At 52.2% G+C, this 21,511-nt stretch carries 29 protein-coding genes; 22 read left to right on the top strand and 7 right to left on the bottom strand.

The features are described from left to right. Positions 1–4: 4 nt before the first annotated feature. The 9 genes from ureG (at position 5) to DOQ08_RS07665 (ending at position 6,957) form a co-directional block, all read left to right on the top strand. Complete coding sequence (ureG, locus tag DOQ08_RS07705; RefSeq protein ID WP_114334325.1) at positions 5–643, top strand: urease accessory protein UreG; 639 nt, start codon at positions 5–7, stop codon at positions 641–643. 43 nt (positions 644–686) lie between these two features. Continuing rightward, positions 687–1,262 (top strand): HupE/UreJ family protein, encoded by a 576-nt coding sequence (locus tag DOQ08_RS07700; RefSeq protein WP_114334324.1) that lies wholly within the window; start codon positions 687–689, stop codon positions 1,260–1,262. A 166-nt stretch (positions 1,263–1,428) separates the two neighbouring features. Then, entirely contained in the window at positions 1,429–2,211 is a 783-nt protein-coding gene (locus tag DOQ08_RS07695; RefSeq protein WP_114334323.1) for a nuclease-related domain-containing protein, read from the top strand. Positions 2,212–2,217: 6 nt separating this feature from the next. Next, positions 2,218–2,718, top strand: a complete 501-nt coding sequence (locus tag DOQ08_RS07690; RefSeq protein WP_114334322.1) for a hypothetical protein — start codon at positions 2,218–2,220, stop codon at positions 2,716–2,718. Positions 2,719–3,022: 304 nt separating this feature from the next. Next, positions 3,023–4,057: a DUF2806 domain-containing protein gene (locus tag DOQ08_RS07685; protein WP_114334321.1), complete on the top strand. Its 1,035-nt coding sequence runs from the start codon at positions 3,023–3,025 to the stop codon at positions 4,055–4,057. Between the two features lie 99 nt (positions 4,058–4,156). Further along, complete coding sequence (locus DOQ08_RS07680; RefSeq protein ID WP_114334320.1) at positions 4,157–4,774, top strand: hypothetical protein; 618 nt, start codon at positions 4,157–4,159, stop codon at positions 4,772–4,774. A 273-nt stretch (positions 4,775–5,047) separates the two neighbouring features. Next, a complete protein-coding gene (locus DOQ08_RS07675) occupies positions 5,048–5,593 on the top strand; it encodes a PIN domain-containing protein (RefSeq protein WP_114334319.1) in 546 nt (181 codons plus the stop codon). A gap of 69 nt (positions 5,594–5,662) precedes the next feature. Further along, on the top strand, positions 5,663–6,592 hold the full coding sequence (locus tag DOQ08_RS07670) for an NERD domain-containing protein (protein WP_114334318.1): 930 nt from the start codon (positions 5,663–5,665) through the stop codon (positions 6,590–6,592). A 62-nt stretch (positions 6,593–6,654) separates the two neighbouring features. Beyond that, complete coding sequence (locus DOQ08_RS07665; protein WP_114334317.1) at positions 6,655–6,957, top strand: hypothetical protein; 303 nt, start codon at positions 6,655–6,657, stop codon at positions 6,955–6,957. Between the two features lie 8 nt (positions 6,958–6,965). Here the strand turns inward: DOQ08_RS07665 and DOQ08_RS07660 are convergent, their stop codons facing one another. The 5 genes from DOQ08_RS07660 to DOQ08_RS07640 form a co-directional block, all read right to left on the bottom strand. After that, positions 6,966–7,472 carry an MOSC domain-containing protein gene (locus DOQ08_RS07660; protein WP_114334316.1) on the bottom strand — a complete coding sequence of 169 codons (507 nt, stop codon included), beginning with the start codon at positions 7,470–7,472 and terminating at the stop codon, positions 6,966–6,968. After that, positions 7,465–8,010, bottom strand: a complete 546-nt coding sequence (locus tag DOQ08_RS07655; RefSeq protein WP_114334315.1) for a nucleoside 2-deoxyribosyltransferase — start codon at positions 8,008–8,010, stop codon at positions 7,465–7,467. The genes DOQ08_RS07660 and DOQ08_RS07655 overlap by 8 nt, the downstream gene beginning before the upstream one ends. Before the next feature lie 36 nt (positions 8,011–8,046). Further along, entirely contained in the window at positions 8,047–9,393 is a 1,347-nt protein-coding gene (locus DOQ08_RS07650; RefSeq protein WP_114334725.1) for a hypothetical protein, read from the bottom strand. 232 nt (positions 9,394–9,625) lie between these two features. After that, the gene (locus tag DOQ08_RS07645) at positions 9,626–9,982 is read right to left on the bottom strand and encodes a type II toxin-antitoxin system RelE/ParE family toxin (protein ID WP_114334314.1); all 357 of its coding nucleotides are present in this window, start codon (positions 9,980–9,982) and stop codon (positions 9,626–9,628) included. A 5-nt stretch (positions 9,983–9,987) separates the two neighbouring features. Continuing rightward, the gene (locus tag DOQ08_RS07640; RefSeq protein WP_114334313.1) at positions 9,988–10,275 is read right to left on the bottom strand and encodes a type II toxin-antitoxin system ParD family antitoxin; all 288 of its coding nucleotides are present in this window, start codon (positions 10,273–10,275) and stop codon (positions 9,988–9,990) included. 297 nt (positions 10,276–10,572) lie between these two features. On the opposite strand from DOQ08_RS07640, the gene DOQ08_RS07635 reads away from it, so the two are divergent. The 3 genes from DOQ08_RS07635 (at position 10,573) to DOQ08_RS07625 (ending at position 11,945) form a co-directional block, all read left to right on the top strand. Next, the gene (locus tag DOQ08_RS07635; protein ID WP_206074807.1) at positions 10,573–10,818 is read left to right on the top strand and encodes a hypothetical protein; all 246 of its coding nucleotides are present in this window, start codon (positions 10,573–10,575) and stop codon (positions 10,816–10,818) included. A gap of 214 nt (positions 10,819–11,032) precedes the next feature. Next, positions 11,033–11,473 (top strand): thioredoxin TrxC, encoded by a 441-nt coding sequence (gene trxC / locus DOQ08_RS07630; RefSeq protein ID WP_114334312.1) that lies wholly within the window; start codon positions 11,033–11,035, stop codon positions 11,471–11,473. 169 nt (positions 11,474–11,642) lie between these two features. Further along, a complete protein-coding gene (locus DOQ08_RS07625) occupies positions 11,643–11,945 on the top strand; it encodes a glycine zipper domain-containing protein (protein WP_114334311.1) in 303 nt (100 codons plus the stop codon). Positions 11,946–12,202: 257 nt separating this feature from the next. Here the strand turns inward: DOQ08_RS07625 and DOQ08_RS07620 are convergent, their stop codons facing one another. Beyond that, positions 12,203–12,400 (bottom strand): hypothetical protein, encoded by a 198-nt coding sequence (locus tag DOQ08_RS07620; protein ID WP_133297162.1) that lies wholly within the window; start codon positions 12,398–12,400, stop codon positions 12,203–12,205. Positions 12,401–12,624: 224 nt separating this feature from the next. On the opposite strand from DOQ08_RS07620, the gene DOQ08_RS07615 reads away from it, so the two are divergent. The 7 genes from DOQ08_RS07615 to DOQ08_RS07585 all read left to right on the top strand — a co-directional run bounded on the left by DOQ08_RS07615 (position 12,625) and on the right by DOQ08_RS07585 (position 18,130). After that, entirely contained in the window at positions 12,625–13,887 is a 1,263-nt protein-coding gene (locus tag DOQ08_RS07615; protein WP_114334309.1) for a dicarboxylate/amino acid:cation symporter, read from the top strand. A gap of 57 nt (positions 13,888–13,944) precedes the next feature. Continuing rightward, positions 13,945–14,424, top strand: a complete 480-nt coding sequence (locus DOQ08_RS07610; RefSeq protein ID WP_114334308.1) for an FKBP-type peptidyl-prolyl cis-trans isomerase — start codon at positions 13,945–13,947, stop codon at positions 14,422–14,424. A 3-nt stretch (positions 14,425–14,427) separates the two neighbouring features. Further along, positions 14,428–14,931: a CPCC family cysteine-rich protein gene (locus DOQ08_RS07605; protein ID WP_133297161.1), complete on the top strand. Its 504-nt coding sequence runs from the start codon at positions 14,428–14,430 to the stop codon at positions 14,929–14,931. A gap of 109 nt (positions 14,932–15,040) precedes the next feature. After that, entirely contained in the window at positions 15,041–15,991 is a 951-nt protein-coding gene (locus DOQ08_RS07600) for a hypothetical protein (RefSeq protein ID WP_114334306.1), read from the top strand. Then, entirely contained in the window at positions 15,988–17,106 is a 1,119-nt protein-coding gene (locus DOQ08_RS07595; protein WP_114334305.1) for a hypothetical protein, read from the top strand. Before DOQ08_RS07600 ends, DOQ08_RS07595 begins: the two co-directional genes overlap by 4 nt. A 128-nt stretch (positions 17,107–17,234) precedes the next feature. Continuing rightward, a complete protein-coding gene (locus DOQ08_RS07590) occupies positions 17,235–17,459 on the top strand; it encodes a hypothetical protein (RefSeq protein ID WP_114334304.1) in 225 nt (74 codons plus the stop codon). Between the two features lie 5 nt (positions 17,460–17,464). Beyond that, complete coding sequence (locus DOQ08_RS07585; RefSeq protein WP_133297160.1) at positions 17,465–18,130, top strand: ferredoxin reductase domain-containing protein; 666 nt, start codon at positions 17,465–17,467, stop codon at positions 18,128–18,130. A 129-nt stretch (positions 18,131–18,259) separates the two neighbouring features. Here DOQ08_RS07585 and DOQ08_RS07580 read toward each other — a convergent pair whose 3' ends face one another. Next, complete coding sequence (locus DOQ08_RS07580; RefSeq protein ID WP_114334302.1) at positions 18,260–18,571, bottom strand: hypothetical protein; 312 nt, start codon at positions 18,569–18,571, stop codon at positions 18,260–18,262. A gap of 219 nt (positions 18,572–18,790) precedes the next feature. Between DOQ08_RS07580 and DOQ08_RS07575 the strand changes: the two genes are divergently transcribed. From DOQ08_RS07575 to DOQ08_RS07565, 3 genes are read left to right on the top strand one after another with little or no spacing between them, the layout of a single operon-like run. Further along, positions 18,791–19,213, top strand: coding sequence for a hypothetical protein (locus tag DOQ08_RS07575; RefSeq protein ID WP_114334301.1), 423 nt, complete (start codon positions 18,791–18,793; stop codon positions 19,211–19,213). A gap of 15 nt (positions 19,214–19,228) precedes the next feature. Continuing rightward, positions 19,229–19,540, top strand: a complete 312-nt coding sequence (locus tag DOQ08_RS07570) for a hypothetical protein (protein ID WP_114334300.1) — start codon at positions 19,229–19,231, stop codon at positions 19,538–19,540. A 60-nt stretch (positions 19,541–19,600) separates the two neighbouring features. After that, positions 19,601–21,370 (top strand): DEAD/DEAH box helicase, encoded by a 1,770-nt coding sequence (locus DOQ08_RS07565; protein WP_114334723.1) that lies wholly within the window; start codon positions 19,601–19,603, stop codon positions 21,368–21,370. The last annotated feature ends 141 nt before the right edge of the window (positions 21,371–21,511 follow it).

Here is a 21,511-nt window from a genome sequence, read left to right as displayed (position 1 = left end):
AGCTATGACACATTGTTTGAGAGTTGGAGTCGGCGGCCCGGTAGGCTCGGGTAAAACCGCCTTGCTGCGCCAGTTGTGCAAAGCCCTGCGCAACCACTACAACATCGCCGTGGTCACCAACGACATCTACACCCGGGAAGACGCCGACTTCCTCCTGCGCCACGAAGCCTTGGACGCAGACCGCATCCTCGGCGTGGAAACCGGCGGCTGCCCGCACACCGCCATCCGCGAAGACGCCTCCATGAACCTGGCGGCGATTGACGATCTGCAAAGCCGTCACCCGGATCTGGAACTGGTGCTGGTGGAATCCGGCGGCGATAACCTGTCTGCCACCTTCAGCCCGGAACTGAGCGACCTCACCCTGTACGTGATCGACGTATCTGCCGGTGACAAAATCCCCCGCAAAGGCGGCCCCGGCATCACTAAATCCGACCTGCTGATCATCAACAAGATCGACATCGCCGAACAGGTACACGCCTCCCTAGACATCATGGAACGGGACAGCAAAAAAATGCGGGGCGAACGCCCCTTCGTGTTCACTAACCTGTACGACGGAGTAGGGCTGGAAACCATCATCAGCTTCATCCTCGAACGCGGCATGCTGCCGGAAAGACGCCCCGAAAAACTGGCCAAAGAAGCCTGAGCAACCTAACTAAAACGATTTTAGAACCACCAGGAGCAACACAATGAAACTGACTTCAAAACTACTCACCGCCGCCGCGCTACTAACTGCCTCTGCATCCGCCATGGCCCACCCCGGCCACACCGAAGGCGGCTTCACCAGCGGGTTACTGCACCCAATGTTAGGCCTGGATCACCTGCTGGCCATGGCCGCCATTGGCTTCTGGAGCGTGCGCCAAAACAAACTCATGAAAAACGCGACCCCAGCCTTCGTGATCGGGGGAATGATAGGCGGCGCAGCCCTCGCTTGGGGCGGCCTGAGCGTGCCCGGCGTTGAAACCGGCATCACCTTCTCAGTATTGGTGGCCGGCATCCTCATTGCCACGCTGGCGAAACTTCCGACTGCCGTGGGTGGCACCCTGGTTGGCGCGTTCATGCTGTTCCACGGCTTTGCCCACGGCGCAGAAATGCCCGAAGGCGCAACACTGGCGGCGTACCTGGCTGGCTTCTCCATCGCCACCCTTGCGATCACCTTGGTTGGGCGTGGGCTGGGTGGCCTGATGTTGAAAGCCGATAGCCGCTTCAGCCGTGGGGTAGGTGGTGTGCTGGCGGTTGCGGGGGCGTATTTGGCGGCGGCCTAATACCCACACGTTCACTAAAGTAGCAGACAAGGCCGCTAGGGAAACCAAGCGGCTTTTTACGTAATGGGTTTTCACATTTTTGACATCGAGGGGTAGTCAGCTTGCTTAACGGTAGGTTAATGTGTAGCTATAGAAAACGGACTTTTGCCGCTGTTAAGGATAACGGATGGACTTCGCTCAGGTATTACAGCCTCTTTTTAGTAACCTCTGGTACCTGATCCCGCTAGTCATCTTCGCGGCGCTCATCAAATCGCCTTGGTTCAAAGGGAAAGCCGGGGAAGCGGTGATTAACCTATCCGCCCGAATCTTTCTAGACAAAGCCCGTTATCACCTAATCAAGAACGTTACCCTGCCAACTGAGGACGGCACTACCCAGATCGACCACATCATCGTTTCCCGTTACGGCGTTTTTGTGGTGGAAACCAAGAATATGAAAGGCTGGATCTTCGGGAACGAGAAGCAACGCTTCTGGACACAGAAAATCTACAAGCACTCTCAGAAGTTCCAGAACCCGCTGCACCAAAACTACAAACACGTAAAAACGCTACAAAGCCTCTTGAGTCTGAGAGATGAGCAGATTTGTTCGTTAGTGGTTTTTGTGGGCGACTCCACGTTTAAAACGCCTATGCCCGCTAATGTTACTCACGGCGGTAACTATATTCGCTTTATCAAAAGCTACACAGAAGACCGACTTACAGAAAGCGAAGTTACGTCCGTTTTCGATGCCATCGAGTCTGGCCGTTTGGCAGCAACCTTCAAAAACCATCGTCAACATACTGCGCATGTTAAGCGGATTGTGGCGAAAAAGGAGAATGAGCCTAAGTGTCCGAAATGCCATGACAGCATGGTAAAGCGGACGGTGAAACGTGGGGCTAATGTCGGGAACGAATTTCTGGGGTGTAAGGCCTTTCCGGCCTGTCGCGGAATCTTGAATCTAAAGGCGGAGTGAGAAGAGTTGGACCCGATTTCTTATGTGTTTTCGGCGTACCTGAATGCGGTACAGACTGGCGTAGAAACGCATTTTTCCGAGTCTCGCAATATCCATGTGACACCGGTTGAAATCGTGTACGAAGGCGAAACCATAGCCTTCCAGCACCAAATTTGGCGAATTCGTGATCAGAGTGTATGCGGTAATGTCAGGCAGGATCTTCAGCGCTTCTCCAAATGCACAGTGAAAGCAAAAAGATTGTTCGGTGCGCTTTGTTCGGAGTTGTCCCAAGGGGCAAGTCAGGACCCAAAGCGCGCAAGGCTACGGACTATGTATTGCAATGCGTCGATGTCGTTTAAGCCGACAATCGCCAGTGTGGGTTTGGCAACGAAAACGAATGAGCTGGATTCTGCGCGACAAGCTTGTAATGCAGCTACGATCGCTGCGATGGGGAGCAGAGAACCTGCGGTTCTCAGAAAGAAGAAAGAGCTGTGTGAGGCGTATGAGGCGATGAAGGCTGCGAGGTAGCGTGTGCGTACCTACAGAAGGAGCTTGCCGCTTTAGCTCGTTGTTTCAGCCGGTTGGAGATTACATGGCGCTGGCTGTCTTTTTGTCTGGGAGCATGAAGATAATGCTCTGTAATAACACCATCGCCCGCGCGTCGTTATTGCAATGATGTGTATGTCACGCGAATACATTAGGATTCGCAGGCTTTTTTTAAGGTTATGATTTTTCGTTAAATTTTATGTGATTGGTGGCGCGGATTGTGGCAGTCAACTTGTTGCAATAACTAAGCGCTCTACCTAATCACTGTTAAGAATAAGAGGGAAATATGGACTATCCCGGTGAGAAATTGCTTATCAAGCTTTGGGAAACACTTGCTGAGAAAGGTGTTGGCTCACTCCTGATTCCATGGCAGGAGAAAAGGGTTGCAAAGGCACGCATTGAAATCCGAAAGAGCGAAATGCTTCAAATTGCGCAAGTTGAAAAAGAAGTCGAAGCCATTAAAGCAGGAAAATACTCTCTTAAAGGCAGTGATTCGAACAAACTCTTGAATGCACCGCCGGAAAGAGTAGATGAGTTGGGCAGAGTTGAGCCAACTTTAAACCTTGATGATCTTGCGACGAGCGTGATGAATAACGATCTCTCCGAAGGGATTAGGAGAGAAACAAACATTGCTAAGGCAATATTGAATGCCGAGGACGTTCTGCAGAATGATGCTCAGGAGCCTTCGGAAGATCCGGTAGAGGATGATTGGCTATTCGCCTGGAGAGACTATGCAGGGCGAGTATCTTCGAGTGAGCTTCAAGATTTGTGGGGTCGGATTCTGGCCGGTGAGGTGAAACAGCCAGGGTCGTACTCCATGCGTACTCTAGAATTCTTGAAAGGACTCTCAAGGTCTGAAGCGTTGTTAATTAGCAAGCTGGCGCGTTTTGTTATTGCCTCAAGAATCTTCCGAGAGAAAGACAAATTTCTAGAGAGTGAAGGGATAAATTTTTCTAAGTTGATGTTTCTGCAAGATATCGGAGTGTTGTCTGGCGTTGAGGCAACCGGGCTGACATCTTCTATAGGGAGCTTATCAGAAGACATGTTTTTCCAGGCAATCACTGCTAATAATAAGGTGATGCTTCTTGAGAACGACGACCCTAAAAAACAAGTAAAAATGCCTGTTTATCTTTTAACCCAGATTGGAACAGAAGTGCTCAAGCTCGCCAGTTTCGATATCCACCCCGAATACCTTGAGTCAGTCGCCAAGGATTTCGTACGCCAGGGCTTTACGGTCAAACTTGCAGATTGGGTTCAACAAACTGCTAATTCCGGTCAGTTCTTCAATGCCGTGGAAATTACGCTTGAACAAAATTCTTAACCAATTGGTGAAGCCGACCGGTACTGCGCTGAGCTGCGCACCGGCGGCTTACCTACGGCGTTAAGCACCAAAGTCTAGGAAGTGTATCTGGAAAGCATGATGAATGATGATTTAGAGAAAATAATCAAGAATCTAGACTCAGAAGCGGTAGTAGCTCTGAATTCTACGATTCGAAAAATCGTACTCTCACATCAAAATTTTCACGAAGCCACCACTGGATCGATGTTGAGCGAAGAAACCCAACGACAACGGAAAAATCTGCTTTCAACTTCTCTGTTTGCTTACATTGTGACTTGGGCGGGAGTTTTTCCCGAGAAAGTGTCATGGCTCGGAATTGAGCTAACTGATACTAATGCATCGATAATTTATGCAGGTCTCGCTTTGATCTTGATGTATCTATTTAGATCATTTTGGTGGAGAGCCGATTTAGAGTTCTCTAATTCTCGAATAAGGCGAAAGAATGCTGCGTTATTGCATGACTTGGACGCAGCCTCTGCTATAAACGAGCTAAGGGAGATTAATGAGGAATTGGCTGACGCTGTGCATTCTGAGTTCTCGTCAGAATTGTTTTCTAGTAATGAGAGCGATCCATATAGAGCTTCGATAATGGGGCTAAATTTTAAATCTAGGTTTTTTGAGTTGCGGCTCCCTCAGATAGTATTCATTGGAGCAGTAATTTCATGCACTTACTTTATGTTCAAAGTTTCAGGTGCGTAAAATCGAAGGCAACGTGGCTGTTATTGCAGTGTGGGTATGCCTTCATTCACGTGCGCTATTGATTCGTTTGATGCCGCCGGGACTACTTTGTCGAACTATACAAAAGGCTCGTCAACTGACGTGCTTAACCAGTGGGTGAAGCTGACCGTGGACTTACCCCGGTCTACGGCCTCCACCGGACCGGTTTTCCGCTGCACTCCGAACCGGCCGCTGAACCATTGGCGTTGGACATTTATAAAGGTCTGATATAGAAACGACATAGGACGTTAAGTAATGAAATGGGCTTTCATCGACTACGAGAACGTAGGTAATCTCGGCAAGGTCAATCTCTCAGAGTATGAGCGGGTCATCGTGTTCCTTGGCGCCAAGCAGCCCAAGTTGGACTTCATGGATACGAAGTACGATAAACCGATCAATATGGTGGTCATTCAGTTAAAGGCTACGCAGGCGAATAACCTCGATTTCCACCTTGCCTATTACCTCGGAAAGTTCGATGCTCAGGCCGACCGAACGGTGGCGTTTGAGGTGATCAGCAACGATTCGGGGTTTTCGCCGTTGATTGCCCACATCAAGTGCAGTGGGCGGGTCTGCAAGCAGGTGAAAATTGCCGGTGCTTCTGGTGAAACTCAGAAGCTGATCAAAAACTTATCTGCCAGGCCCAAAGAGAAGCGACCGCAGAAGGTCGCAAGCCTTCGCAACCACATCGCTTCTCACCTCCGGCTCCAGGGAAACGAAGTGGCTATTCAGAAAGCCCTTAATCAACTGGTACAGGCTAAGTTTCTGAAGGTGTCTGATACCGGCGTGGAGTATTTGGCCTGAAGGAAAAAATCGGGTCAATTATATTTTGGCGTGGGCACTTAAAGGATTACGGGTACAGGAGACGTAGTAATGCCTGATTACAAAAGGATGGCAGGGGAAAAACAGGAGTCACAGGTTTCCTATTTCCTTGACCGGTACTTCGGCAGTAACGATAACTACAGAATCCTCAATGATCTTGTGATTGAGGTGAATGGTTTTAACTCCCAGATTGATCATCTGGTCGTTTACAAAGCCGGCTTTATTGTCGTTGAAAGTAAGAGTATTCAGGGGGCTGTGCGGGTAAATTCCTTGGGTGAATGGGAGCGGTCCTATAAAGGTGAATGGTTCGGCATACCTTCTCCGGTGCAGCAAGCCGCAGTGCAGATAGACAACCTCAAGGCTCTTCTTCAGGAACATCGCTCCGAGCTGCTCGGGAAGCTTCTGGGCCTGCAACAAAGTTTTGGTTTGCGCCAATACAAAACGGTGATCGCGATTTCCAGTTCTGCGCGGTTGGATCGTGACAATATACCGGCTGATATCTCACAACATATCGTTAAAACTGAGTTTCTTGTCGATAAGATCAAAGATCTTACCCAAGCTGCGAGCAGCGGCCTGAAAAGCTTCGCCAAGAGTGAGCCGCGCTTTACAGCAGACGAGATGGATAGGATCTATTCGTTCCTGAAGAACTACCAGCGGTCTGGTGAACCAGTACCAGTAACGGACACCAAGCCAGTCGCTGAGCACGCGGAAGTGCCAAAAACGCTTGGCCAAGATTTCGTAACAGTGAGCTGTAAAAAATGCGGTGAGACCGATGCTCTCGCGGCGCAATATGGACGCTTCGGCTATTATGTTGTGTGCGCCAAGTGCTCAACAAATACCGCCCTCAAGCATGGCTGCCCCGCTTGTGGCGCAGCTTCTACCAAGACTCGAAAATCAAGATCTGATATGTATCTGGATTGTCAGTCTTGCCAAAAGAGCATCCCGTTTGCGGTTAAATGGGGCGATGGGGCTTCTAGTTGAGAAAACTGGGGGAGGCGGTTTGCTTTCCCCCAATATCCAAACAGCCCAACCATGAGTGTTCTATGAAATTCCTAATCCTCGCCATTTTCGCCGCCATCACCGCCTTCCTAATCTGGCGCAGCAAGCAAAACACCGATCCCACCGAACAGGCCTGCGCCATCGAAATCGGCAACTTACTCAAAGCCGATTCCGATGCTTCGCCGCAAGCCATCGCCGATATCTTCATGAAGCACGGCATTGATCCTTCGCGCTGCCAAAATGTGGGCGCAATGGTGATGCCGCAGTTACGCAAAAATGGCCTAAAGCCGGAAGATGCTCGCATCGTGATGGGGCAGGTGAGGGCGGCTTACCCTCTCGTTCGCTAGGCCGTTGTTCACGCCTGTGAGGATGTGAGCAATGCCTGCACCTCGTCGCCAAGTGCCACCTCGCCCCCGTCAACCACACGCGCGGTAATGCCGCCGTGCCCGCGCATGGCGTTATAGCCACCGGGCCCAAGCGTTGTCTCCATCTTGCTGCAGGGGTGGCATTGGCCGGTGTATTCCAGCACCACGCTGCCAATCCGGAACGTTTTGCCTTTCAGCGCCAGCAGGTTCAGGCCAGAGACGACGATGTTGCGCCGGAATACCTCGGGTTCTATGGCTTCTCGCTGAAGGAAGGAGCCAATGGTGTGAAGGTGTTCTTGCTGAATGAGGGTGACCTGGCGTTTGCTGGTTTCGCGCCCGGCGAATCGGTCGCCTTCCAAGCCCGTGCCCGGGGTGATCGCCACGCGCTCGATTGCCTGCATGGGCTCTCCGCGAGCGGGGCGGATGCCAATCCATTCCACGCGTCCGCGTTGGGGAAGAGTGTCTAGCAGGGTTTGAAGGGGAGTTGGTTCAGGCATGGGCAAACGCTCGCACGCAGTTGCGGAACAGCTCTGCCGAGAAAAACCGGTGTTCGCTTGGCTGCTGCGCCACGAACAGTTGGCCGCCGGATTCGCGGATGCCACCCTCGATCATCAGGTTATCGCTCATTTCGAAGTCTTCAATGGCATGGCCGTGTTCATCCCGGTCGGTCGCTCCGGCTCGGTCGCGATAGTTCCGGCTGTCTAGAGTGAACCCGAAAGCGGGTTTGCCCTGGCTAATCATGTAGCCCACTTCAAACACGGTGCCCGGGTCTGCGCTGATGCCCCGAAACGGCGTGAGGTTGGCAATGATGGCGTCGCAGCTGTCCATCAGTTCGCGGTTGGCCTGGTAGATTCGGTGGCCGCGTTCGGGTTTTGCTTCGTGATCTGAAAAGGTCAGGGCGGTGTCCAGTGGGTCTACGCCTTCATATCCGGCTTCCTGAAGAATGCGCTTTTTCTCGGCCACGATGGCCTTGTGTTCTTCGGTAGGGAAGAACACTTCGGGGCCGGCGAGGTAGATGCGTTTTGGTGTTGTCATGTGAACACAGGCTATCACTTCAGTAAAAGAACAAGTCTACTCGTCCAGTACCAAGTCCTCATCCTGTGAGTTTGCTATAGATTCCGTTTTTGTGATCTTTGGAGGCGGCGGTGTCCAGGCTTTTAGCAACTGGCCTGCTTCCTGATAAAAGTGCGGAACTGCTTTTTCTAATTCCTCAACAAAAACTTTCCTGCCACTGAACTTTCCAGCTAGGTCCAGTTCGTAAACGACCTCAAGTGTCGTTGCCGCAGTTTTTGATGTGTCCGATTCCAGTAGCTCAGGTGAATCTCGTAAATCTTTCAGTGCTTGATAAGTGGTTTCTGCTTTGCCTGGTCGAGTTGCTCGAATGAAGAATCCGGCGGGCTCGGTTTTCTTCAGTTGGCGCAGAAGCCAGTTCACTCGGGCTTTGGTGCTTTGCTTGTCCTTGGGTGCCGCAAGGCGCATTGAACAGTAGATCATTCTTCGTTGAAGGTCAGCGGTCACTTCCAGATCTGCCGCCGCGTTGATGATGCTGAGTGCACAGGTGAGAATTGGTGTTTTGCAGAAAGCCTCGGCATCGTCTTTTACTCGTTTGGCGGGGTCCAGACGGTGTTCGTTTTTCAGCTTCAGTGACACATCGCTACCGGTTAAACGGGACATTATAAGGCAAAGATCCCGTTGTTCCTGATGCCAGGCTGCAATCGTGTTCTGAACTTCATCACTGGCTTTGGCTAGTGGAGCATTGCTCTTCACTTTGTTGACGACGTCTTTCCATTCCGCATTCATCTGGTCAAAGTGGCTGATGCCGGAACGGTCGCTTTCGAGATAACGGAGTATCTCGCTGAGGATGAACACCTGGTCTACGTCTTCAACGCTGTCGTTTTTGAGCAGAAGCTGGCACTGGGTACGAATAAAGGCCCAAGACCAATGAAATAGCTCCACAGACTTGGTGGCGTTTTTCGGAAGCTTTACAGGGTGGTGAGTCGGTAGGGCTGCAAATTGGTTGGTGATGGTGATCACAGCGTCTAAGCCGTGGGTTTTCGCCTGCTGGAGGTAACGGGATACCTGTTCCTCACCGATGGTATCGTTGTTCACTTTGGCTTCAATCAATGCTCGCCACTCGCGCCGCCCAGTGCGGAGAATCAGGAGTCCGTCCGGCCGGTCTTTCTGTTTGGCTGCCTTCTTGTCTTCGTTCTGGAAAACCACTTCGGTCCAAGCTTCTAGGGTGGCGGTTGTGCCCACTCGGACATTCAACGATTTGAGCAGTGCCTGGCGTAATTCGAGTACTGAGCGCAAGCCCGCAAGTAGAACGGAGACGGATTTCTGTTCTCGGGCGCTGTCTGCAGCTATTGGGATAAGTCGAGCGGGTTCCCCGCCAGTGAGGAATTCAGGACGGTTGGTCACGGCTAGCTCCATGCTTTTATTAGATTTAGGTTCCTATTCAAGCGTAGCAGTGATTATTCTTTTTGCCTCAGTACGGAGTCAGAATTTAACGGTGTGCCCTGTCATCGTCCATTTTTGCATCAAGTTTCCCGAGGACGCGTGGCACGTGGCTTATGAAGGGTTAACCCTAGGTTCCCAACACAGTTATCCACAGCTTTTGTGAGTAACTAAAGAACCGATACTGAATCCGGTGTCATTGGGACTGGGCTGCTTCTTTAATCTGCGTTTCTGGATCCATTCTTTCATGCAGGATTCGGAGGATAATGACTGAGTTTTCGTTCCCTTTAACATCAAACCGAAGATACAAATGATGTGGGGACCGTTTTCCTTTTCTTGATAGCGGGTAGGTCAGTAAGTGAGGTTGAATGTCACCCCTATCCTTAAGTAGCGGAGCGTTTAAGCCGTTGGCTTCAAGTTCTTGCAACGCATTCTGTATCTGCTTGGTATAGCGTCGAAGTTGCAGGTTGCCAAACTGGCTGAGGGTTTCGTCCAGAATGCTGTCAAGATCAGCGAGTGCTGTGTCTGTGAGGATAACCTTCCATGGTTCCATTGTGCTTAGGCGTCCGTTTTCTTTTTGACGATATGCTCAGCTCTGTCTGCGAGATAATTGGCAAATTCATCGCCAGTAAACTGGCGGGTTTTACCGGATTCTACATCTCGCTCGCCATGACTGATGGCTTCCCGCAGCTCGTTCATTTTTGAGAGATAGGCGGATTCGGCCTCTTCCACCATCCGAAGGCCTGTTCGCAAAACTTCGCTCGCATTCTGATAACGACCGGATTCAACCAGTCGGTCTACCACTTCTGATTGGTGATTGGTAAGGACAATATTTCTCGTAGCCATCGCGGTAATCCTGGAAAGTCTCCATTGGCATAATATGCCAATGAGTTTGCCTAGGCAATTGATTGGTATTGTAGGTTTTAGCATCAATTTCCCCGAGCCATTGTGCCGCGGGGCTTTCACGTGGTTAACCCTAGGTTCCCAACACAGTTATCCACAGCTTTTGTGAGTAAAGTTCGTGGTAATACCGGTTAATTCATAAGCCAGTACTAACCAGAATTCGTAGCGGCTTTGAGTTCAGCAGCCCATCGAGGCTTGGTCGTCTATACTCTATGGGGGCGTGTGAATAAAGGGGGAGCTATGATGCGTTATCTTGCGGTTCTGTTATTCACCGTGTTTTTTGCGGGCAGTGTTCTCGCTAGCCAGTGTCCCACGCTGGTACACGAGATTGATCAACAACTGAAGTCAGCACAACTGGACAGTGCAACGGAAGCCCGGGTGAAGGAGCTCCGGGATCGGGGTGAATTGCTGCACAAACAGGGTAAGCATGCCGAGTCTGTAAAGGTGCTTAATAAAGCAATCGATGAGCTGGACGCTGCGATGTAACTATTCCAGTACGCTTGGCCAGTTCGCGTCCGCCTGCTGAATGAGTCTTTCGGGGTCTGCCAGCCATAGGTTTTAAAGAGTCTGGTTGTAGCTCAGGAGCAGGCGGCCGTCCCTGTTGCCTCCGCACGACAGTCCCGCAGCTTATCGCGTTGCTTGATTTCTCTTCTTATGCCCTGATTATTCCTACAACTAACCAATCAGAGGCAGATGCATCATGACTAACGTTCGACACCTGGTATGTCCCCATTGCGACAAAGTGAACCGTGTACCTGCCGACAAGCTGTCAGCCGGCGGCAATTGTGGTGCCTGCAAACAACCGCTGTGGCCAGATCAGGTACTGGAGTTAACGGAACAGAGCTTTGCTGCCCACACAAAACGCAGCGATGTGCCCGTGCTGGTGGACTTCTGGGCCAGTTGGTGTGGCCCGTGTAAAGCGATGGCTCCCCAGTTCGAGCAAGCTGCGAGAGACTGGAATGGGAAAGTGCGCTTTGCCAAGCTGAACACCGAACAAGCGCCTGGGCCATCCGGTCAGTTTGCGATTCGCAGTATTCCTACCGTGATTTTGTTTCAGAACGGCCGGGAAGTCGCCCGCCAAAGCGGTGCCATGAATCAGGCGCAGATTAATCAGTGGCTGCAATCCAAAAGTATTAGTTAAATAATCGTAACGTATTGAAATGTAAATAAAAGGTAAGGGCGCGCCCTCGTGTGTTTCTGATAATCTCGAATGGTTCAAAACTGAAAAGTGCCTGATGGGGCGCTGGAGAACTGCTCTTCTGCCTTTCATCTCGGGCAGGTCAGGCTACCTGAACCAGGGGATTAAGATCATGAACATGAAATCACTGCTCGTATTTCTGTCTCTGAGTGCTGCCTCATTGGGAGCCGCTGCCGATGAAACCGCCGATGCGGCGCTGGGTGGCGGTATTGGCGGCGCAATTGGGGCTGCCATTGGCAACGAGGTAGGTGGCAGAGATGGCGCTATTCTCGGCGGAGCCGTGGGTGCGGCAACGGGAGCAGCCATTACCACCAAAGACCACAGAGAACACGATCGCGATTACGATCGCCGTTCTTACCAGAAGTCTCGTGGCCATTTCTGCCCACCGGGCCAAGCGAAAAAGGGCAACTGCTGAAACGCGACGAGCCTGCTATTTGATCTGTGTGTCCCGTCCTAAACTAAGTTGACGGTTTTAGCATCAATTTCCCCGAGCCCCCATAGCACGGGGCTTTTGAGTGGTTAACCCGAGGTTCCCAACACAGTTATCCACAGCTTTTGTGAGTAAACTTCGTGGTGATACCGGTTAATTGATAAGCCAGTACTAACCAGAATCTGTTGGTCTTGTCAGGTTGGAACATCGAAGCGTTCGATGAGCTGGACGCTTCGAGGCCACTATTCAAGAACTTCTGGCCAATTGGCGTTCGCCTGCTGAATGAACCCATCGGGATTCTCCAGCCATCGGTCCTGTATGGACTGACTGTAGTTTAGGTACAAGCGGTCGTCCCGGTTGCTCGGTTTGACCGGCAGCGGTTTGGCGTGTTCCCGCCGTTGGTCATGTTGCCGCTGTTGAGACGGATTCTCTATATCCATATAGCCTTCATATATAGGCCATTTTTGCATCAAATCTTTCGAGCCCTTGCGCCACAAGGCTTATGGCGGTTTAACCCTAGGTTCCCAACAATCTTATCCACAGCTTCTGTGCGTAACGTACGTGGGAATACCGGTTTACCCATAGCCCGGTGCTGACCAGAATCCCCCGCCTTACGTATTTAATCGCTTGCTCATTAACGGGCCAGGGTTTAACGGGAGCCCCTATGAAAGCTGTACTTGATGTTTATCTGAAGTCTTCACTGGTGCTGCGCATTGGCATTGCGTTGGTTCTGGGTTTGGTGGTCGGCCTTGTCGGCGGGCCGGTGGTGGCCGAATGGTTGAATCCGCTCGGGGAGCTGTTGCTGAAGCTGTTGAAGTTTCTGATCGTGCCGATTGTGCTGTTTACCCTGATGGTGGGAATCAATCAGGCCAACCTTTCCAGCATGGGCCGTGTCGGCCGGAAGCTGCTGGGTTTCTATGTGCTGACTTCGGCGCTGGCCATTGCGGTGGGGCTGGCAGTGGCTTCCTTATTCGAGCCCGGTAATGGTCTGGAATTATCGTCGTCGGCCACCGTCGAGGTGCCGGATAACCCGGGCTTTGTACAGGTGCTGTTGAACATTGTGCCTGCCAATATTGTGGAAGCGTTTGCCAAGCCGAACCTGCTGGGGATTATTTTCACCGCGATTGTGTTTGGTGTGGCCCTGCTGAAACTGCGGGAGTCAGATGCTCACTGCGAATCGGCGGAAAAGTTGTACGGCGTGGTGTCTGGCCTGAACGATGTCACTATGAAGGTGATGTCTGGGGTTCTCCAATACGTGCCGATTGGCGTGTTTGCGATTGTTGCCAGTACCGCCGGTGCGCAGGGTATGGCGACGATACTGGCGCTGGGCGATATGGTGTTGGTGTTGTACATCGCTCTGGCGGTGCAGTTGGTGGTTTATGCGGTTCTGATGCGCCTGAATGGTGTTAGCCTACGCGACTTTATTCGTGAAGCACGGGCACCGGTCGCCACGGCCTTCGCGACCCAGAGCAGTTCCGGGACTCTGCCATTGACGCTAAACGCAGCCCGTCGTATGGGAATCCCGCAGCGTATCTATGGTTTCAGCTTGCCGTTGGGTGCCACCATCAATATGGATGGCGCGGCGATCCGTATTGCCATTTCCGCTGTGTTTGCGGCCAATGTGGTGGGGGTGCCGCTGGATTTGGTCACCATGCTTGAAATTGTGCTGATCGGTACTCTGGCGTCTATCGGCACCGCGGGTGTTCCGGGCGCGGGTATCGTCATGATTGCCACGGTGTTTGCCCAGGTAGGGCTGCCGATTGAAACCGTGGCCTTACTGGTATCGATTGACGCACTTGTCGGTATGGGCGCCACGGCCATGAACGTCACTGGGGACTTGGTAGTTACCTCAGTGATTGGCCGTTCTGAAGAGAAGCATGAGACGGTGCCGGAAAACTCGATGGAACTGGAGCAACAGTTGTCTTAGGGCGCTGATGCCACAGCTGGTTATAATGCCGTACTTTTAACCGTTGCAGAGAATCTTATGCAAATCGAAAAGAATAAAGTGGTTTTGTTCCACTACAGTGTGCGTGATGAACAGGACAACGTTGTTGAAACCTCCCGTGGAGGTCAGCCGAATGCTTACCTGCATGGCCACGGCGGTGTTATCCAAGGTTTGGAAGAAGCCCTTGAAGGCCGCGAAACGGGCGAAGTTTTCAGCGTAACCATCAGCCCGGAAAAAGCCTATGGGCCCCGCAAACCGGATGCCATTCAACGAGTGCCGGTGAAGCATTTGATGGGAGCCAAGCGCTGGAAGAAAGGCATGGTTGCTCAAGTTCAAACCGAGCAGGGCCCGCGCCATGTGGTGGTTGCCAAGGTCGGTCTTAAGTTTGCGGATGTGGACACCAATCACCCGATGGCCGGTAGAACCCTGACCTTCGATATCGAGATCATCGAAGTGCGCGATGCCGATGCCGAAGAGATTGCCCACGGCCACGCCCATGGGCCGGGTGGGCATCACTGAGTCGTGTCTAGCTCTGATTGGCGTGAAGAGCGTCCGGTTGAATTTGAACGGCGTCGGGCATTCTTTATGGCGGCGGGCGGCCCCGTTGTTTTGAATAAACGCACGAAGGTTGAGCGGGTGCCTTGCCCTTGTTGCGGCTATCCAACGCTGAAGCAAAGAGGGCGTTACGAAATCTGTTGTCTTTGTATTTGGGAGGACGACGGAGAAGACGATGACAACACCCACCAGTGGGGCGGTGGACCAAATGGCGAGTACACTCTGACCGAAGCAAGGGCTAATGTGCGGGCGTTTGGCACTATGTATAACCCCAAACGCAACACCACGCTGACCGGTAACGATGGTCCAGAGGTGCTAAGTTTGAAACAGGAATTACGAGCCTTGTTTGATGGTTTACTGTCCTTGCCTGACAATGAGCGCGCTAGCCATTGGAAGAGCATTCTTGATAAAGAGCGAGCGTTGCGAAAAGCTGAACAGCGGCAGATGACACTTGCGCGTGGGCGTGGTTGAATATGTGCACAGAATAAAAACATAAAACAAAACTGTGTGTGACGGTTTTAGGATATAACAGTCCGTTACTCACGTCAGTTGCATACTGGACACTTGGCCTAATAAAAAAATGACAAGCTCCCGAATTGTTTCTGTTTTGCTCTCCCTTACCTTGTTTGCACTGACGGGCTGCGGCACTACCCATTCACACACGCGTAATGGTGTTTCGCAGGTTGAGGATTGGCAGCCGGAATACGAAGCCAAGCAGACTTCGGTTAAGGATGTAACCTTTAAATCGTCGACATTGTTCGTGGGCGATGGCTGGTATGTGATGGAACTGGAACAGACGTATTTGGTTCAAAAAGTGCTCTACGACCAGCCGGTTTACTATTCTCGGTACAGTAAAGAACCGAATCTCTTATACATTCTGAATCCATTTCTCTGGCTCATCTGCCTTGATAAGCCCTCCGAATGTTTTGGCCGAGAGGGGGAGTGGTCTGGCCCTTACGATAATGGCGACAAGACCGTAGCTCGAGTCATCGATCAGGAGTCGCGTTCCGGTTACCTTGCTCATCCGTCTGCCGAATTGAAGGTTTCGGTAGTCGCAAGCAATCAAGCACGGGAGTGGCGTGAGACGTTTCAGCCGCGTATATCCGGTGGCAAGGCTTCGATTAATCTTAAAGAGGCGCTGGAAAGCGCTCCGTTTAAGCCCACATCTGTCGTTGTTCATGGAGAATTGCGCGCGGGAGATGTGTCGACCTCCCACACTTCTCTTTACAAGCAAGCAACACTTGACCGCCTCAATCTTTTTTCTGAAAGCTGGCTGAGCAAGCCGGAACTGTATACCCATTATGTTCACCAGATCCGCTCGTGTATGAATGAGTCTGACTACAAATGTGCGGTTCAGCAGTTCTTCAAGATTCAGGCGTTGAGGATTCAGCTACCGGATACCTTCTATTTTCATTTTGCCAAGGCCCTGTCCCGGGTCGGGGACACCGATAATGCCCGCAAAGCAGCTCAGATGTATCTAAAGGATTCTCGCCATATGGCTTATGCGGCTGAAGCGGAGGCTTACCTATGACCATGTACGGTGTTTATCTGGGGCGATTCCTGAAGATCAAACGCGTCTTGTTTATGGCACTCGGTTATTGTCTCTCTTTCTCGGTGGTGCACGCTGCGGTTATTCCCCCGACGGCGGGGCCCCATACGGTGAGCTTCAGCGCGGATCAGATCACGGTGAAAGATGACACCACCGGTTACTCCGCGGTTGTTCAGGTTGAAAGTCGGCTTACTCTTGGGGTGCTTGTTGGGGAACCGGTATACACCTGTGTGGCGGCCTGGAAACTGTTGTCTGTTGCGGCTGGAGACGATGGGTTTGATGCGGGGCTCACGGGGGCAGCCGAAGGCTCTTTTGGCGCGGGGAAACTGCCTCCTTCTGTATTACGGGATATCACGCTTTCCGATGTGGATATTGCCTACCCTCTGGCACCTGGGCTGCCGATTAACAGCTCATCACTGTTCGTGTGTGATGCGGGTATTATGAGAGCGGCGGGATCTGATAAACCGAGCTTTAATTTTCCTTCCAGTCCGTTGTGGCGCGAGTTGTTTTGGAACGATCTGACCAACCGTCATGAGCATCCGGATACTGCGAAAAAACTGTATGCCGATATGCTTGCAGCCTATGAAACGAGGGCCATACAAAACAGCAATGCTTTTTCATGGAGCGGCTCGCATGCAAATAAATGGGGCAGCTCTGTGCGTTCGGCATCTATCAATCTTTGGGCTGTGAAAAGCTGGTTGCATACGGTGTTGCAAGAGCAGGCAGAAACAGCGCGCAGAAAGGCTGAAGCCGTTGCAAAGGAAAGCGAGGTTTTGGTCGATCAGCGTGGGGCAGTGAATAATGATTCCTTCGATACGTTTATGACGGCGGTTTACAAGAAAGAGGAAGCTAAGCAGGCCTTAGCTAATCTGGAGCACCGAAAAATCAAGGTACCCGATAGCGCCCGAGTATCGCGAGAGCAGATGATGGTGGATTTTCGGAATTCCAGCTGTGCTGACCGAGCCAGTCTGGCGGCCCTGAACCGGGATTGGGATGCTGGATCCAGGATGCAACAGACACTGGTCGGTTGTGCCACGCCTCGGTCAGCTCCTGTGTATAACCAAGGTACGCTCAAGTTAACGCCACGCAAATATTGATGACAAAGCACGTTTCGAATGAGCTGCGGGCGGGCGTCACTGAGGCGTGTACTAACGGCCACCTCTTTGCCAAGACTTCTTAGGCAGACTAGATTAAATAGTCGGGGGAAGTAAACGAGGCAAGGTAGATGAAAGCGTTCTGTTTGATCATTGCTTACCTTGTTGCTGTCACCTTTCCATTGATCTTGTCTGCCTCGGTCGGCGGGCCGCCTCGCCAGTTTCACAAGGAACTGGCGTCTGGCCTTGGCATACTGGCTTTCTCCATGGTGCTCATGGAGTTCATTCTGTCGGGTCGTTACTTACGGTTTACCTGCTGGTGCCCCTTCTGCAGAATGCACGGCCCTGGCGCGTGACTTCCGTGACTCAATTGACACCAGAGCAGTGGGAATTGACTGTAAAACCGGATGGTCACCGTGGTTTTGACTACAAAGCAGGGCAATTCGTCTGGCTGAATGTGGGCCACAACCCGTTCTCGATAAAAGAGAATCCGTTTTCCATTTGCTCGGCACCGGCAAGTGGCTCGGAGCTATCTTTTATGATCCGAGAACTCGGCGATTTCACACGAACCATCGGCCAGATAAAACCCGGAACCGGTGCGTATCTCGATGGCCCTTATGGCAATCTTTCCGTGCAGGGGCGTACTGAGCCCGGGATTGCATTTATTGCCGGTGGCGTTGGCTTGGCTCCGCTGCTGAGTATGCTCAGGCAGCTGCGGCTGAGCGACGATTCGCGCAAGGTGAGGGTGCTCTATGGCAATCGGGTGATCGAGCAGATTGCTTATCGCGATGAGCTGAATGCGGGCGATGTGGTTTATGTGTTGTCAGAACCGCCGAAAGCCTGGCCCGGAGAGGTCGGCCTTATCGATGCCGCGCTGCTGGATCGGGTGTTTTCAGAGACGGAGTTCAGCGAGTGGCTGTTCGTGATGTGCGGCCCGAGGGGCATGATGGACGGCGTTGAAGATCACTTGATCAAAAGAGGCACGCCCTCGCACCGTATTTTGTCGGAGCGCTTTAACTATGACTAACCCCATCAAACGATTGAGCCCGCGAGGGCGGGTGTCTATGATCATCTGGGCGCTGAATATTACATTGTTCCTTGCCCTTCTTGTTTTCGTGCTGCGGTAATCGATGACCTGAGATAAACCAGGAACGCTCTATTCTTCCTTTGCCATGTCATCCGCCGACCGCATTTTCATTTTATCTTTCTTTTTCATATCGGAGCGGCCGTCTTTTTTCGGGTCCATTTCGTCAGCTTTGCCTGTGGGGTCGCCGGCATTGTATTTCGATTTTGTGGACTCTTCGTGCCGCTCAGAATCCTGGCTTCCCTGTTTCGCGTGTTTATCCATATCCTGCTCACCCAAGTCCTTATTCTCATTGCCGTGATGGGCGGCGAGCAAGCCGGTTGAGCCCAAGGCTATGAACGGTGTGATCAGAGCATAGAGCGCAAGTGCATGGAGCTTTTTCATAGTACTCTCCTTCGTATAAGATGCTTAGCGCGGGGGATATGTCCGCTATGGATGCTTCATCGCAGCCTCTCTCCATGGCGTTGGTTTGATAAAGGAGAACGAGCTGCCACGACATATGGAGTGCCGGATGATCTCTTGATTTAAGTTCAGGGAACGGTGCTTATCAACTCGAGATGGTGACCTCGAACGCCGGATATCACTTAACGATTAGGCTCTTTTGTGTATAAATTTAACGCTCTGCTGTTTTTCTCCCTCTCACTCGTAGCCGGCTGCACGAATGTCGTCAGCGATGTGGCCAGAAGCATTCATCCGGCGGCCGCTTCTTCTTTGCGGGCAACTACGCTGTTCTCGGCGGCGAGTGAGTTCTTCAGCGAGGCGGGTTACCAGTGCAATGTCTACCCTGACCCTAGTGCCCTTCGTTGCACGAAAGAACTTCGCGATCTTTATATCCATCAGAGCCAAGCGGTGGTGCAGATCTATCCCCGCGATGAAGCGTACCCCCATACTCTGGTGACCAGCCGATGGGATGAAGGTCTGATTCCGGGTGAGTTTATTTCCAGCGAGTTCACTAATCCTGACGTAAAGGCGTTTTGTGAGTATCTGCACGCACACGCGTTGGGTAGTTGCCGGATAATCAAATAGTAAAAGGAGTGACTAATGGCTTTTGGGTGGGTAGTAGCAGGCACGGTTGGCCAGTTTCTTCTGGCATATATGATGTTTATGTTGGTGGTGTTCGCGTTCAGTGCTGTTGGCAGCACTCACCGGATCTCGCCGTTTGATTCGTCGGTGTTGGATTCGGCCATGTACTCCGTGCCTGCAAGCTGTATTGTCAGTGCGATCGTTGTGATTGTGCTGTATCGAATGGGTGCGGGAAAGCTGGCGTACCTTTGGTACACGGCTCCGTTGGTTTTGTTTTCGGGGTATTTGGTTTACATCAGGCTGTTTATTGAGCCGGATTCCAATCTGTAATTCCTCACGTCGAACCGCTGTAAAGAGAGTTTTGGCCATTCAACGATTAAGCCCATGCCCATGAACGCCCCCTTCAAACTGCGCCCCTACCAGCAAGAAGCCGTCGAGGCTACGCTGAAGCATTTCCGTAAATCGGATGAATCTGCGGTGATCGTGCTGCCAACCGGTGCGGGTAAAAGCCTGGTGATTGCGGAGTTGGCGCGCCTGGCCAAGCGCAAGATTCTGGTGCTGACTCATGTAAAAGAGCTGGTGGAGCAGAACCACGCCAAGTACGAGAGCTATGGGTTAACGGGCGGGATTTTTTCCGCCGGGCTGAAGCGCAAGGACAACCGGCATCAGGTCACCTTTGCCAGCGTGCAGTCGGTTTCAGCGAATCTCGATCAGTTCAAAGATGAATACTCGCTGGTGATCATCGACGAATGCCATCGCGTAAGCGGCGAGGACACCAGCCAGTATCAGCGCATTATCGAGTTGCTGAAGCAGCAGAACGATTCCCTCAAAGTGCTAGGGCTAACCGCCACGCCATACCGGCTGGCCATGGGCTGGATTTACCGCTATCACTACCGGGGCTTTGTGCGCAGTGAGCAAGACAAACCTTTTGTGCATTGCATTTACGAGCTGCCGCTCAGTTATATGATCAATCGCGGGTATCTCACCAAGCCGGAACTGGTGAATGCGGCAGTCGCGCAGTACGATTTTTCTACGCTGGCGCAGGACCGTTTTGGCGAATACGCCGAGAAGGATGTGAACGAGTTACTGAGCAAACATCAGCGCGTTACCCGAGCCATTATCGAGCAGGTAATGGAGCTGGCCGCTGAGCGTAAGGCGGTGATGATTTTCGCGGCCACGGTGGCGCACGCGAAGGAGATTACGGGCTACTTGCCGGATCAGGAAACCGCGTTGATTACCGGCGCGACGGATCTGGCTGAGCGGGATTCGCTGATTCAGCGCTTCAAGCAGCGACAGTTGAAGTATCTGGTGAATGTGTCGGTGCTTACTACCGGCTTCGACGCGCCTCATGTGGATTTCATCGCCATTCTTAGGCCTACCCAGTCTGTCAGCCTGTACCAGCAAATCGTCGGCCGCGGTCTGCGTTTGGATGACGGCAAGCAGGATTGTCTGGTGATTGATTACGCGGGCAACAGCGTGAATTTGCATCACCCGGAAGTGGGCGAGAAAAAGCCGGATCCCGACAGCGAGCCGGTGCAGGTGTTTTGCCCGGGGTGTGGGTTCGCCAATATTTTCTGGGGAAAAACCGACAGCGAAGGCCGGGTTATTGAACACTACGGTCGCCGCTGCCAAGGCCTGCTGGAGCCTGCGGAAGAAGGCGGGCCGTCAACGCAGAACGAACGCCCCGAGCAATGCGATTACCGTTTCCGGTTCAAAGCGTGCCCGCACTGCGGTGCCGAGAACGACATTGCCGCCCGCAACTGCCATCAGTGCAAAGGCGCGATCATCGACCCGGACGATCAGCTGCGGGATGCCCTGAGGCTCAAGAACGCCATGGTCATCCGCTGTGCCGGTGTGACCTCATCGGCCAAGGGCGATAAGCTCAAAATCACTTACCATGGCGAAGACGGGGAAGAACTGAACGAGTCGTTCGACTTCGGCAGACCGGCGCAGCGCAGCGTTTTCAATAAACTCTTCGGGCGGCGTTACGCGAACGGCCAGGCACCCAAAGAGTTCAGCAAGGTCGAACACGTGCTTGAATCGGAGGCTTTGATGCCAGCGCCTGATTTCGTCATTGCCCGTAAGCACAAGCATTATTGGCAGGTGCAAGAGCGTATTTTTGATTATCGGGGTCAATACCGGAAAGCCAACGAGGTGTAGGAGCGATCGGCGAATTTGCAGTGGCCGATCTGAAAACTCGTTCTAATATAAACAATAAAAGACCCGGAGTGATTCGAGGGACTTGAATTCACCATGCGCGAAACGCCTTCGAAAAGCTCCTTATGTCTAGCTGTTAAAGGG

Source organism: Marinobacter litoralis (assembly GCF_003336705.1).
Taxonomy (GTDB): Bacteria; Pseudomonadota; Gammaproteobacteria; order Pseudomonadales; family Oleiphilaceae; genus Marinobacter; species Marinobacter litoralis.
The sequence above is the reverse complement of the archived record's forward strand: the minus strand, read 5'-3'. Positions and strand labels throughout refer to the sequence as shown.

Coding starts and splice junctions, on each gene's coding strand:
- DOQ08_RS07680 (WP_114334320.1), top strand. CDS start 4,157: ATGAATGATGATTTAGAGAAAATAATCAAGAATCTAGACTCAGAAGCG.
- DOQ08_RS07620 (WP_133297162.1), bottom strand. CDS start 12,400: ATGGATATAGAGAATCCGTCTCAACAGCGGCAACATGACCAACGGCGG.
- DOQ08_RS07600 (WP_114334306.1), top strand. CDS start 15,041: ATGACAAGCTCCCGAATTGTTTCTGTTTTGCTCTCCCTTACCTTGTTT.
- DOQ08_RS07570 (WP_114334300.1), top strand. CDS start 19,229: ATGGCTTTTGGGTGGGTAGTAGCAGGCACGGTTGGCCAGTTTCTTCTG.
- DOQ08_RS07660 (WP_114334316.1), bottom strand. CDS start 7,472: ATGCCTGAACCAACTCCCCTTCAAACCCTGCTAGACACTCTTCCCCAA.
- DOQ08_RS07595 (WP_114334305.1), top strand. CDS start 15,988: ATGACCATGTACGGTGTTTATCTGGGGCGATTCCTGAAGATCAAACGC.
- DOQ08_RS07635 (WP_206074807.1), top strand. CDS start 10,573: ATGATGCGTTATCTTGCGGTTCTGTTATTCACCGTGTTTTTTGCGGGC.
- DOQ08_RS07565 (WP_114334723.1), top strand. CDS start 19,601: ATGAACGCCCCCTTCAAACTGCGCCCCTACCAGCAAGAAGCCGTCGAG.
- ureG (WP_114334325.1), top strand. CDS start 5: ATGACACATTGTTTGAGAGTTGGAGTCGGCGGCCCGGTAGGCTCGGGT.
- DOQ08_RS07590 (WP_114334304.1), top strand. CDS start 17,235: ATGAAAGCGTTCTGTTTGATCATTGCTTACCTTGTTGCTGTCACCTTT.
- DOQ08_RS07665 (WP_114334317.1), top strand. CDS start 6,655: ATGAAATTCCTAATCCTCGCCATTTTCGCCGCCATCACCGCCTTCCTA.
- trxC (WP_114334312.1), top strand. CDS start 11,033: ATGACTAACGTTCGACACCTGGTATGTCCCCATTGCGACAAAGTGAAC.
- DOQ08_RS07625 (WP_114334311.1), top strand. CDS start 11,643: ATGAACATGAAATCACTGCTCGTATTTCTGTCTCTGAGTGCTGCCTCA.
- DOQ08_RS07615 (WP_114334309.1), top strand. CDS start 12,625: ATGAAAGCTGTACTTGATGTTTATCTGAAGTCTTCACTGGTGCTGCGC.
- DOQ08_RS07580 (WP_114334302.1), bottom strand. CDS start 18,571: ATGAAAAAGCTCCATGCACTTGCGCTCTATGCTCTGATCACACCGTTC.
- DOQ08_RS07610 (WP_114334308.1), top strand. CDS start 13,945: ATGCAAATCGAAAAGAATAAAGTGGTTTTGTTCCACTACAGTGTGCGT.
- DOQ08_RS07695 (WP_114334323.1), top strand. CDS start 1,429: ATGGACTTCGCTCAGGTATTACAGCCTCTTTTTAGTAACCTCTGGTAC.
- DOQ08_RS07675 (WP_114334319.1), top strand. CDS start 5,048: ATGAAATGGGCTTTCATCGACTACGAGAACGTAGGTAATCTCGGCAAG.
- DOQ08_RS07685 (WP_114334321.1), top strand. CDS start 3,023: ATGGACTATCCCGGTGAGAAATTGCTTATCAAGCTTTGGGAAACACTT.
- DOQ08_RS07655 (WP_114334315.1), bottom strand. CDS start 8,010: ATGACAACACCAAAACGCATCTACCTCGCCGGCCCCGAAGTGTTCTTC.
- DOQ08_RS07640 (WP_114334313.1), bottom strand. CDS start 10,275: ATGGCTACGAGAAATATTGTCCTTACCAATCACCAATCAGAAGTGGTA.
- DOQ08_RS07645 (WP_114334314.1), bottom strand. CDS start 9,982: ATGGAACCATGGAAGGTTATCCTCACAGACACAGCACTCGCTGATCTT.
- DOQ08_RS07700 (WP_114334324.1), top strand. CDS start 687: ATGAAACTGACTTCAAAACTACTCACCGCCGCCGCGCTACTAACTGCC.
- DOQ08_RS07670 (WP_114334318.1), top strand. CDS start 5,663: ATGCCTGATTACAAAAGGATGGCAGGGGAAAAACAGGAGTCACAGGTT.